At 67.8% G+C, this 11450-nt stretch carries 10 protein-coding genes; 3 read left to right on the top strand and 7 right to left on the bottom strand.

From position 1 onward, the window contains the following. Positions 1-22: 22 nt before the first annotated feature. Positions 23-2431 carry an ATP-dependent DNA ligase gene (locus tag AB0O89_RS12550; RefSeq protein WP_363498111.1) on the top strand — a complete coding sequence of 803 codons (2409 nt, stop codon included), beginning with the start codon at positions 23-25 and terminating at the stop codon, positions 2429-2431. A gap of 119 nt (positions 2432-2550) precedes the next feature. Here the strand turns inward: AB0O89_RS12550 and AB0O89_RS12545 are convergent, their stop codons facing one another. From AB0O89_RS12545 to murI, 4 genes are all read right to left on the bottom strand, one after another. Then, the gene (locus tag AB0O89_RS12545; protein ID WP_363498108.1) at positions 2551-3465 is read right to left on the bottom strand and encodes a cation diffusion facilitator family transporter; all 915 of its coding nucleotides are present in this window, start codon (positions 3463-3465) and stop codon (positions 2551-2553) included. A gap of 87 nt (positions 3466-3552) precedes the next feature. Further along, complete coding sequence (locus AB0O89_RS12540; protein ID WP_363498191.1) at positions 3553-4170, bottom strand: non-canonical purine NTP pyrophosphatase; 618 nt, start codon at positions 4168-4170, stop codon at positions 3553-3555. A gap of 4 nt (positions 4171-4174) precedes the next feature. Beyond that, on the bottom strand, positions 4175-4915 hold the full coding sequence (rph, locus tag AB0O89_RS12535) for a ribonuclease PH (protein WP_363498105.1): 741 nt from the start codon (positions 4913-4915) through the stop codon (positions 4175-4177). A 59-nt stretch (positions 4916-4974) separates the two neighbouring features. Further along, the gene (gene murI / locus AB0O89_RS12530) at positions 4975-5793 is read right to left on the bottom strand and encodes a glutamate racemase (protein WP_363498102.1); all 819 of its coding nucleotides are present in this window, start codon (positions 5791-5793) and stop codon (positions 4975-4977) included. A 91-nt stretch (positions 5794-5884) separates the two neighbouring features. Here murI and AB0O89_RS12525 point away from each other — a divergent pair, with 91 nt between their 5' ends. Then, positions 5885-7213: a nicotinate phosphoribosyltransferase gene (locus tag AB0O89_RS12525; protein WP_363498099.1), complete on the top strand. Its 1329-nt coding sequence runs from the start codon at positions 5885-5887 to the stop codon at positions 7211-7213. Positions 7214-7231: 18 nt separating this feature from the next. On the opposite strand, the gene AB0O89_RS12520 is transcribed toward AB0O89_RS12525, so the two are convergent. The 3 genes from AB0O89_RS12520 to AB0O89_RS12510 all read right to left on the bottom strand — a co-directional run bounded on the left by AB0O89_RS12520 (position 7232) and on the right by AB0O89_RS12510 (position 10380). Continuing rightward, complete coding sequence (locus AB0O89_RS12520; protein ID WP_292708570.1) at positions 7232-7498, bottom strand: DUF3039 domain-containing protein; 267 nt, start codon at positions 7496-7498, stop codon at positions 7232-7234. Between the two features lie 84 nt (positions 7499-7582). Further along, entirely contained in the window at positions 7583-9151 is a 1569-nt protein-coding gene (locus AB0O89_RS12515) for a hypothetical protein (RefSeq protein WP_363498096.1), read from the bottom strand. Continuing rightward, positions 9127-10380, bottom strand: a complete 1254-nt coding sequence (locus AB0O89_RS12510; protein ID WP_363498093.1) for an ATP-binding cassette domain-containing protein — start codon at positions 10378-10380, stop codon at positions 9127-9129. Before AB0O89_RS12510 ends, AB0O89_RS12515 begins: the two co-directional genes overlap by 25 nt. A 90-nt stretch (positions 10381-10470) precedes the next feature. On the opposite strand from AB0O89_RS12510, the gene AB0O89_RS12505 reads away from it, so the two are divergent. Further along, on the top strand, positions 10471-11436 hold the full coding sequence (locus tag AB0O89_RS12505) for a hypothetical protein (RefSeq protein WP_363498090.1): 966 nt from the start codon (positions 10471-10473) through the stop codon (positions 11434-11436). Positions 11437-11450 lie beyond the last annotated feature (14 nt).

The raw sequence follows: 11450 nt of genomic DNA, 5'->3' as shown, positions 1-11450 counted from the left end.
GACCGCGGGCTAGCCTGGGCCCATGGCTGGTCGGGAGCAGACTGTGCAGGTGCAGGGGCACCGGTTGCGTCTCACCAACCTCGACAAGGTGCTGTATCCGGCAACGGGCACCACCAAAGGCGAGGTCATCGATTACTACAGCCGCATCGCCCCCACGATCCTGCCGCTTCTCGCGGGACGCCCCGTCACGCGAAAGCGATGGCCCGACGGTGTCGGCGACGCAGAGCATCCGGGAATGTCGTTCTTCACGAAAGACCTCGAGCGCGGCGCTCCCGAGTGGCTCCCCCGAATGCCCATCGAGCACTCCTCCGGAACGAAGACGTACCCGCTCATCGATTCGCAGGCGGCGCTCGTCTGGCTCGGGCAGGTAGCGAGCCTCGAACTCCACGTGCCCCAATGGCGCTTCGCCGCAGACGGATCACCGGCGAATCCGGATCGGCTGGTCCTCGACCTCGATCCGGGACCCGGTATGGGTCTGGCCGAGTGCGCCGAGGTTGCTCGGCTCGTGCGCGAGATTCTGCGCGGGATGTCGCTGGAGAGCATCCCTGTCACCAGCGGCAGCAAAGGCATCCATCTGTACGCACCGCTTCCTGGAACCCTCACGAGCGACGGCGCCTCGAACCTGGCGCGGGAGTTGGCTCGTGCGCTCGAGGCGGATCATCCGGATCTGGTCGTCAGCTCCATGTCCAAGGCGGTGCGTGCCGGAAAGGTCTTCTTGGACTGGAGCCAGAACAATGGCAAGAAGACCACGATCAGCCCGTATTCCCTGCGAGGGCGCGAGCATCCGACCGTGGCAGCTCCCCGCACGTGGGACGAACTGGCGGATCCGGACCTTCGCCAGCTGCTGTTCTCGGAGGTGCTCGAGCGCGCGGCAGCGGGGATCGCACCGTTCTTCGGTGCGTCGAGCGCCGCTTCGTTGGACCGCTACCGCGAGAAGCGCGATGCGGCGCGAACCCCGGAGCCGGTTCCGGATGCCGGAGCCCGGCCGACAGTGCGCGGCGACGGTGATCTGCCGCGCTTTGTCGTGCAGGAACATCATGCGTCGCGTCTGCACTTCGACCTGCGACTGGAGCGAGACGGTGTGTTGGTCAGCTGGGCGGTTCCGCGCGGCATCCCCGAAACTGCTGACCGCAACAACCTCGCGGTGATGACCGAGGATCACCCGATCGAGTACCTGACCTTTCACGGCACGATCCCGAAGGGCGAGTACGGCGCCGGAACCATGACGGTGTGGGACACGGGCACCTACGAGACCGAGAAGTGGCGCGCCGACGAGGTCATCTTCCGTACCCACGGCACGCCCGGCGAAGCCATGGATGACGCGCGGTTCGCGCTCATCCGTACCGCCGGCGAGGGCGAGAAGTCGCAGTGGCTCCTCCACCGGATGAAGGACGCGCCCACTGCGAAGAAGCCCGCGGCACGTGCGGTTCCCGAACCACGTGAGTCCCCCAAGCGTGACGACAGGGTTGCCCCGATGCTTGCAACCCTGTCGACGTCGGGGCTTGCCGCAGGGGCGATCGCCCGCTGGGGCGGCGAGCCCTGGGTGGAAATGAAGTGGGACGGCATCCGTGCTGTCGGAACCTGGGATGGAACCTCCCTCACCCTCCGCGCCCGCAGCGGCAACGATCTGACAGCGACCTATCCGGACCTGCAGGATGCCGCGCTGGGCGAGGCGCCGTGCGTGGTCGACGGCGAGATCGTCGCGCTGGATGAAAAAGGCAGACCGAGCTTTCCGCTGCTGCAGAAGCGTATGAACCTCGCGAATCCGGCCGAGATCGTCCGCGAGGCCGCGCGCACGCCGGTGAGGTACTACCTGTTCGATCTGCTCCAGATCGACGGGCGGGATGCGACGACGTTGTCGCTGCGTGATCGCCGTGCCCTGCTGGAGCGTCTTGCCGACGGCGCGGGCGAACGCGTTGCGGTCCCGCCCGTCTTCGACGATCTGGAAGCAACGCTCGACGCGGCACACGAGGCCGCCCTCGAGGGGGTGGTCGTCAAGAACCCCGGGTCGCGCTACCGGCCGGGTGAACGCTCGCCCGATTGGCTCAAGATCAAGTTCACCCGCACCCAGGATGTCGTCATCGGCGGCATCCGGCCCGGGCACGGTGGCAGGTCGGGGGCGATCGGATCGCTCCTGGTCGGCATCCCGGGGCCGGACGGCCTACGGTACGCGGGGCGCGTCGGGACGGGCTTCTCGGATGTCGCGCTCTCCACCCTCGGAAGACTTCTTGCGCCGCTGGGCACGCACGAGAACCCGTTCGTCGGAGTGCCGGCGGCCGACGCGCGAGATGCGATCTGGGTCAGCCCGGACCTTGTCGGCGAGGTCGAGTTTGCCGAGTTCACCCCCGGCGGCATCCTGCGCCACGCTCGCTGGCGCGGGCTGCGCTCCGACCGCTCCCCCGACTCCGTCGTCCGGGAGGACACGCCCTAGGCGCTGTTGCACGACAAGACCGGACCGATTGCAGGATCAACTCCGTCTCAGACCCCGTAGGTCCGCCGGAACGGGGGTTACTCCTGCGTTCGGCACGCGATCCGGACGCAGAGGCCTCCCTAGGCGTGCGTCGCGTCGCCCGAATCGACGTGGCCGGCGGGCTCGAGCTGAAAGGTCGAGTGCTCGACGTCGAAGTGCGAGGCAAGACACGTCTGCAGGCGCGAGAGGATCTCGCCCGACCGCCCAGCGGCAATGGCCTCCGGGTCGATGACGACGTGAGCGGTGAAGACGGGAGCTCCGCGTGTCAGCTGCCATACGTGGATGTCGTGCACCGCGACGACGTCCTCAGCCGAGAGGATGTGCTCGCGAATCTCGGCGACATGGGTTCCTTTCGGTGCTGATTCCGACAGGACGTGAAAGACCTCGCGCAGCAGACCCACCGCGCGCGGCACGATCAGTGCCGCGATCAGCAGCGACGCGACGGCATCCGCTGCCTGCCAGCCGGTCAGCAGCACGACGATCGCTGCGACGATGACCAAAGCCGACCCGAGAAGGTCGCCGAGCACCTCGAGGTAGGCGCCGCGGACATTGATGCTCGTACGCTGCGCGGCAGAGAGCAGCCACATCGCCGCGGCGTTGGCAAGAAGCCCGACGACCGCGACGATCAGCATGATGCCGCCGCGCACCTCGGCCTCTCCCGGATCGAGCAGGCGCTGGATCGCCTCCACGACGATCCACGCTGACAGACCGATCAGCAGGACGGCGTTGATCAGGGCGCCGAACACCTCGGCGCGCTGGTAGCCGTAGGTCTGCCGGTCGGTGGCCGGCCGGGCCGCGACGATACTCGCAATCAGCGCGATCACGAGGGCCGCCGTGTCCGTGAGCATGTGGACCGAGTCGGCGAGCAGCGCAAGCGATCCGCTCAGGATTGCCCCGACGACCTGGACGACGAGAACGACCGAGGTGATCGTGAGCGATGCCGTCAGGAGTCGACGGTTGCTCGCGCCACGGATGCCGGGAGCGTGATCATGCACGCCAACCAGCGTAGGGGCGAGAGCGGACCGAGGCGGGGCTTAACGCCCAATCGGGAACGAGTCTGATTCTCGCTTCCGTACCGGCTGTCAGAGTGCCGACAGCAGGGGCGCGAGGGCGATGAACGCTTGGGCCCGGTGCGATGCGGCGGTCTTTTCCTCCGGGCTCCACTGTCCGACAGTGCGCTCTGCGCCCGGTTCCTGGCCGTCAGGAATAAAGATCGGGTCGTAGCCGAACCCCCCGTCGCCACGAGGCTCGGTGGCGAGGCGACCGTGCCAGCGACCTTCGACCACGTGCTCCATCGCGAAGGCCGTCGACCCCGGTTCGGGGACGACAAGCGCGATGGTCGACACGAAGGATGCCTTGCGATGAGGGTCCGCGATGTCGGACAGCTGGTCCAGCAACAGATGCATGTTCGCGGCGGCATCCTTCTTGTGTCCTGCCCAGTACGCCGAGAAGATCCCCGGCGCCCCGCCCATCACGCTGACAGCGATGCCGGAGTCATCGGCGAGCGCCGCAAGCCCTGTATGACGGGCAGCGGCGCGGGCCTTGATCAGGGCGTTCTCGGCGAAGTTGACGCCGTCCTCGACGGGCTCGGGCCCGTCGTAGCCGATGACGTGCAGATCGGGACGGGTCGCCGCGACGATCCGGCCGAACTCGGCTACCTTGTGGGGATTGTGGGTTGCCAGGACGATCTGCTGCGGCATCCGGTCACTCACCCGAACCGAGTGTCTCGGTCTGGATGTCGCGCAGCGTCGCGCATCCCGACAGCCCCAGTTCCAGGAGGGCATCGAGCTCCCGCTTGTCGAAGGGCGCACCCTCGGCGGTGCCCTGCACCTCCACGAACAGCCCGCGCCCGGTCACGACGACGTTCATGTCGGTTTCGGCACGAACGTCCTCGACGTAGGCGAGGTCGAGCATCGGCTCACCATCGATGATGCCAACCGAGACGGCAGCCACCGAGTCGAGCAGGACCTGCGACTTCTGGCCAATGAACTTCTTACGCCGGCCCCACTCGATCGCATCGGCGAGCGCCACGTAGGCTCCGGTGATTGCCGCGGTTCGGGTTCCCCCGTCGGCCTGCAACACGTCGCAGTCGATCACGATCGTGTTCTCGCCGAGTGCCTTCGTGTCGACGACGGCCCGCAGAGCCCGGCCGATAAGGCGCGAAATCTCGTGCGTGCGCCCGCCGATCTTGCCCTTGACGCTTTCGCGGTCGTTGCGATCGTTGGTCGCGCGCGGCAGCATCGCGTATTCAGCGGTGACCCAGCCCTTGCCCTTGCCGGTGAGCCAGCGCGGCACACCGTTGGTGAAGGATGCCGTGCACAGCACGCGGGTTCCACCGAAGCTGATCAGCGCTGATCCTTCTGCCTGGGCCGACCAGCCTCGTTCGATCGTGATGGGGCGCAACTGGTCGACGGCGCGGCCATCGGCGCGGGTGATCTCGCTCATGCGGGTTCTCTTTCGGGTCGGATGCTCCGCCTCGGCGGAGCGTCGGTCTGTGCGGCAGGTCAGTGCCGCAGGTCGATGGCTCCGGTCTGCACGAGGCGCACGTCTCGCACCTCGCGACCCATGAGCCGGTGGGCAAGTCGCACGAACTCGTCAGCGGAGTCGCCGGTCGCTTCGTAAGTGTGGGTCGCCGTGGCATCCGGTCCCGCCAGCAGATCCCGGCTCACGAGCTGCCGATAGACATCGTTCGCCGTCTCGGTGTCGCTGGAGACGAGCGAGACATCCGGTCCCATGACGTAGCTGATCGCACCCTTGAGGAACGGGTAGTGCGTGCAGCCGAGCACGAGAGTGTCCACGGCGGCGTGCCGAAGCGGCGCGAGGTACTCCTCGGCCACAGCCAGCACGTCGGGAGTATCGGTCTCGCCAGCCTCGACGAAGTCGACGAAACGCGGGCACGCCTGCGCGAACACCGCGAGCCGGTCGTTCACCTCAAGCATGTCCTGGTAGGCGCGCGAGCCGATCGTGCCGGTGGTGCCGATGACGCCGATCCGTCCCGACCGGGTCGTCGACATCGCCGTCCGGACTGCCGGTCCGATCACCTCGACGACGGGGACGTCGTAGCGTTCGCGAGCGTCGCGCAGCACCGCAGCGGATGCCGTATTGCAGGCGATCACGAGCATCTTCACGCCCTGCGCGACGAGCGTGTCGAGCACCTCGAGCGAGTAGCGGCGCACATCGGCGATGGGCTTCGGGCCGTACGGCGAGTGGGCGGTATCGCCGATGTAGAGCAACGACTCGCGGGGCAGCTGGTCCGAAATGGCACGCGCTACAGTGAGCCCGCCGACACCGGAGTCGAAGATCCCGATCGGCGCGTTGTTCACGGTGCACCAGCCTACGCCAGCGCTCGTCACCCGCCCGCGCGCGGCTGCACGAGATGGATGTCGCGGCAGCCAGATCACTAGGCTGGCGCGCATGACAGCATCCGTCAGCACGGCACTGCTCACCGACCGGTACGAACTGACGATGCTGGATGCGGCGCTGCACGACGGCACCGCTTCGCGCCGGTGCGTGTTCGACGTCTTCGCGCGACGGCTGCCCGGTGGCCGACGGTTCGGTGTCGTGGCAGGCACCGGGCGGCTCCTGAGCCTCCTGCGCGACTTCCGGTTCGGCGATGACGAGCTGCGCTTCCTGCGTGACGAGCGAGTCGTGGATGCCCAGACGCTGCGTTTTCTCGAGGAGTACCGCTTCACGGGGTCGATTCACGGTTACCGCGAAGGAGAGCTCTACTTTCCGGGGTCGCCGCTGCTGACGATCGAAGGGACCTTTGCCGAGGCCGTCATCCTCGAAACCCTTGCCCTCAGCGTGCTGAACTACGACTCCGCAGTAGCTGCCGCCGCGGCACGCATGAGCATTGCCGCCGGCGACCGCCCCCTCGCCGAGATGGGCTCGCGACGCACCGGCGAATGGTCAGCTGTCGCTGCGGCGCGGGCCGCCTTCATCGCGGGCTTCAGCGCGACGAGCAACCTGGAGGCGGGGCGCCAGTGGGGCATCCCCACGATGGGCACGGCAGCGCACAGCTGGACGCTGCTCCACGACACCGAAGCCGACGCATTCGCAGCACAGCTGCGGGCCCTCGGCGACCAGACCACGCTTCTCATTGACACCTACGACATCGAGACGGGCGTAGCTACCGCCATCGAGGTTGCCGGCAGCGGGCTCGGCGGGGTGCGGATCGACTCGGGTGATCTCCCCATCGTCGCTGCGCAGGTTCGACGACAACTCGATGCCCTCGGTGCTCGGGGTACGCGCATCACTGTCACGAGCGACCTCGACGAGTTCGCGATCGCGGCACTGGCGGCATCCCCGGTGGATGCTTACGGCGTCGGCACGGCGCTCGCGACGGGCTCCGGCTCGCCGACCGCGGGCCTGGTCTACAAGCTCGTGGCACGCCAGGATGCCGGCGGAGCGTGGATTCCGGTGGCGAAGACCTCAACAGCCAAAGCCTCGCAGGGCGGGCGAAAGACGGCTTTTCGCATCCTTGAGGACGGGATTGCCCGCGAAGAGCTCATCGTCGTCGCCGAAGGTTTCGAGCACCGCGAGACGCCGGCGCCGCATGCGGATGCCCGTGCCCTGCAGGTTCCGCTCGTGGTTCACGGCGAGATCGATGCCTCGGCCGAGGGCCCTCATGGGGTCAGCGTCGCTCGGGATCACCACGCACGCGTCCGCGCCGAGCTTCCGCTCGCGGCACTGGCACTCAGCCGCTCGGAGCCTGCCCTCGAGACCACCTACCACGCAGGCTGACTGCTGGAGCGCGGTGGATCAGTGCTGCATCCGCTCGTAGATCTCTTTGCAGGTCGGGCACACCGGGAACTTCTCGGGGTCGCGGCCGGGCGTCCACTTCTTGCCGCACAGCGCCTTCACGGGCTTGCCAGTGAGAGCCGACTCGAGGATCTTGTCCTTCTTGACATAGTGCGAGAACCGCTCGTGGTCCCCGGGTTCGACGGTCTCTTCGCGAAGGAGCTCTTCGAGCTCGCGATCGAGGGTCGCAAGTCCGCCCTGGTCGGGGCTGTCCAGCGGAGTGCTCATGGTCAGTCAGTGTAGTCCCGGCATCCGGCCCCGGCTCGGGCTCACCTGCCCGCATCCTGCACGAGCGGCGGCGGAGAAGCGCCGTCAGGATGCCTCGGCGAACTCCATGATCCGCCCGGTGCGGCGTGAGAACACGGCAGCCCCGATGGCCACGCCGAGCACGAGCACTCCGAGCCCTGTCGCAACACCGACCCATAGCGCGAGCGAGGCCGCTTCGATCGTGCGCGTGAGGGCGAGCCAGGTCCACCACAGGCTCGGCGCCGACACGGCCAGGGCCCCGAGCATGACGAGGGCCTGCGACACCGCCCCACTGGATCCGGTGCGCTGCGGCTGCTGGAACGGGCTCTCGCCCGGCGGTGTGACGGGATAGGGCGAGGCAGCCGAGGCGATACTCGACAAGCCGAGGCCTGAGAAAAACAGTGACGCGCACACGCCGACGATGGCCGGTGCGATCGCCCACCGTCCGTGAAGGGCGACAGACACCGGAATACCGATGGCCAGAACCGGTATAGCGATGACGAGGATCGGAACAAGCCGCCCGACGCGGTCGGGAAGGCCTCGCAGGCCGCTCGCGACGTGCATCCAGATCGCCGTCGAGTCATACGCGAGATCGTTGTGCGGCAGCCATCCGAAAAAGAGCGCGACGAACAGGATCGGAACGAGCGCCGCGACGTTGGCGGGAACGCCGGCGATCAACAGGGGCACCACGGTCGCCACGGCGGCGACAGGAATCACGAGGGTGTTCACGAGGTACCGCCGGTCGCGCAGCCAGTACACCAGGCTTCGGGCGGCGACAGCTCCCCCGGGGGTGCCGGGAACGACGCTGAACCACCCGAGTCCCCCCCGTTCGCGCGTGGTCAACGGCTTCTCGATGCTCGAGAGGAAGTGACGCACCAGCGCGAGCCACGCAAACCCCAGCGCGACGACAGTTGCCAGGGCGATGATCAGGGCGAGAAGGCCGGATGCGTCGCCCCGCGTGAACAGCAAGGGGAAGGCCCACGCGGCGCCGATGGGTGTGAAACTCAGGATGTCGACCACCTGCTGCAACGGGCCCGGAACCGTGCCACGCCAGTCGAGCGATGCGAGAAAGACGCCCACGGGCACGACGATCACCAGAACCGCGACCAGCAGAAGCCCGGAGAGCTCTCTCGACCGGCGATCACCGAAGATGATGCCGGCAACCCCGAGCGCGACACGGGCGAACAGGACGCAGGTCGCCACCCCGAAGATGGCGGCGATGATCGCCGAGATGACGGTAGCCCCCGCAGCTACCCAGACAACAGCAGCGCACACGGCGAGCGCGACCAGGCCGAGGACGGGGACGCTGAACAGCCCGGCGAGCGCGAGCGCTCCCGCCAGAGGATCAGGAGCAAGCGCGAAGACCCGGAACCGGCGCGGATCGAGCGGATCGGTGACCGCGGCGACGATGGGCGCCAACGCGAAGGCCAGCGTCAGCGTTGCTCCGCAGAAAACGGTGATTGCCGCGACAGCGGCGGTCGATGACTCCTGCACACCCAGGAGCGCCCAGCAGGCAGCAACGGTCGCCGCCAGTAGCAGGAGCCCCCCGACCACACCCCGAGTGACCTTCTGCGGATCTCCGCGGAAAGCACCGAGCAGCAGCGCGAGTCTCAGTCGGAGAACGTGTGCAACCACTCGAGGCCCTCCAACTCGCCCGCCCCGCCGACGAGTTCGACGAATCGCTCTTCGAGGCTGGACTCGCCCCGCACCTCATCGATCGTTCCTTCGGCCACCAGAGAGCCGGCGACGATCACCGCGACGCGAGAGCACACCCGCTCGACCAACTCCATGCCGTGGCTGGAGAGGATGACGGTTCCACCGTGCGCAACGTAGGCGTGCAGAATGTCGAGAATGGCCGCACTCGAGACCGGATCGACGGCTTCAAAGGGCTCGTCGAGCACCAGCACGCGGGGCGAATGGATGAGAGCGCCGGCGAGCATGATCTTCTTGGACATACCGGCGGAGTAATCGGAAACGACTCGGCCGAGTGATTCCGTGAGGTCGAAGGCGCGGGCAAGGTCGATCGTGCGTCGCTCGACCTCAGCTGGTGGCAGGCCCCGCAGTGCGCCGTAGTAGTAGAGCAGCTGACGACCGGTCAGCCGGTCGAATGTACGGAATCGGTCGGGAAGCACGCCCATGAGCCGCTTCGCAGCCAGGGGCTTGGCCGCGGCATCCACGCCAGCGATGGTGATCTCGCCGGAGTCGGCGCGAAGCAGACCCGCGATGATCGACAGGGTCGTCGTCTTACCCGCCCCGTTCGGCCCCACGATCCCGTAGAAGGTGCCGACGGGAACCTCGAGGCTGATCCCGTCCAGCGCCTGCAGATCTCCGAACGACTTACGGATGCCGCGCAGCACCAGCGCTGGCGCGGGCGCCGGGTCCTCAGCTGTCGCTGAGTCATCTGGCGCGGCGACCTCCACCGGTTCGGTCTCGTCGACCACCGGGGCTACGGCCTCGTCGACCTCCGGCGCCACGGCTTCGTCAACCTCCGGCGCTACGGCTTCGTCGACCTCATCGCGGGTCTCGCTCGCTGCGATGGACTCCAGCGCGGACTCGAGTGCGGGATCAACCGGCACGCCATCGACCGCGGTCACCTCAGGCTCAGCGGATGCCGCATCCTGTTGCTCCGGCGGCTTCGCTGCCGAAACAGGTCTCTTGCGCGGGGTCGCAGGTCGCGTCGCTGCGGGCTTGCGTGGCGTGCGGGGGCTGGAGCCCGACGCCTTCGAGGCGGGCGTCCGAGAAGTTGACGTTTTGCGCGGTGCGCGCGGCGTGCGGGGCGACGCCGGCTTCTTAGCGGATCCCTCCCCCGGTGTCTTGCCGGACTCGCCGGAGGACTCGTCGGGAAGATCCGTCGCCTCAGTCACCGCTCCAAACTATCAATCGACCTCTGCTTCAACCCCCCGATGACACTCCATGCCAGGCGGATGCCCAGCCGGAGCGCTTAGGATCACGCCATGGCCGACAAGGTCCATCAGATCCATTCGCTGCCGGATGACGCCCCCTGGTCGGGTGGGCTCCCTCCGGAAGGATCGGACGAGCACCCGATGTTCATCCGAGCGCTTGATCGCGTGCTGGCAATCCAGCGACCGGTCGTGCTGGCTCATGTGCGCAGCATCCGTCTTCGCCAACCGAACGCAACCTCCACCGAGATCATCCGCACCCTCGAGCGGCGATACCTCGCCGCGGTGACCACCGGCGGCGCGGCGGTAGGCGCCACGGCCGTCATTCCCGGCATCGGCACCGGCGTCACCCTTGCGCTGAGCGGCGTCGAAACCATCGGGTTCTTGGAAGCGACCACACTGTTCGCGCAGTCCGTCGCCGAAGTGCACGGCATTCCCGTCTCGGATCCCGACCGCGCCCGCGCGCTCGTGCTGATGCTGTTGCTCGGACAAGAAGGCATTGACCTCGTCTCCCAGCTGGCGAACCAGGCGACCGGGCGGGGGCCGACGCGCTCGACCTACTGGGGCGAAATGGTCACCAAGACGATCCCGAAGGCAGCGATGGGGCCTCTCGTCGATCGCCTGAAGACCACCTTCGTCCGCCAGTTCGCCGCCAAGGGCGGAGCCTCCTGGATCGGAAAGGCCCTCCCGTTCGGTATCGGTGCGGCTATCGGCGGCACCGGCAATCACATCCTCGGCCGCCGGGTGCTCGCGGGCTCGCGCCGAGCCTTCGGCATTCCTCCGCAAGCTCTGCCCCCAGAGACCGCGCCGCTTCCCGGCGCCCGGCGGCTGGAGCACTCGGCGGTTTCGGCCGTGCGGAGAGCAGGTTCTGCCGTGGGTAGCGGCGTGAGCCGAGGTGCGTCAGTGATCGGCAGCGGTGTCTCCAAAGGCACGACGGCGATCGGTGGTGCGGCTCGAAGCATCACGCGTCGTCCCCACACAGACTCCGACACGCAAGCGACCGACGCCGCCCCGGAATAGTCCGGGGCGGCGTC

This window comes from Microbacterium sp. NPDC076895 (assembly GCF_040687115.1).
In the GTDB taxonomy this organism is placed as follows: domain Bacteria; phylum Actinomycetota; class Actinomycetes; order Actinomycetales; family Microbacteriaceae; genus Microbacterium.
This window is presented reverse-complemented; position numbering and strand designations above follow the sequence as displayed.

Coding starts and splice junctions, on each gene's coding strand:
- AB0O89_RS12550 (WP_363498111.1), top strand. CDS start 23: ATGGCTGGTCGGGAGCAGACTGTGCAGGTGCAGGGGCACCGGTTGCGT.
- AB0O89_RS12540 (WP_363498191.1), bottom strand. CDS start 4,170: ATGCCGCAGCAGATCGTCCTGGCAACCCACAATCCCCACAAGGTAGCC.
- rph (WP_363498105.1), bottom strand. CDS start 4,915: ATGAGCGAGATCACCCGCGCCGATGGCCGCGCCGTCGACCAGTTGCGC.
- AB0O89_RS12525 (WP_363498099.1), top strand. CDS start 5,885: ATGACAGCATCCGTCAGCACGGCACTGCTCACCGACCGGTACGAACTG.
- AB0O89_RS12520 (WP_292708570.1), bottom strand. CDS start 7,498: ATGAGCACTCCGCTGGACAGCCCCGACCAGGGCGGACTTGCGACCCTC.
- AB0O89_RS12505 (WP_363498090.1), top strand. CDS start 10,471: ATGGCCGACAAGGTCCATCAGATCCATTCGCTGCCGGATGACGCCCCC.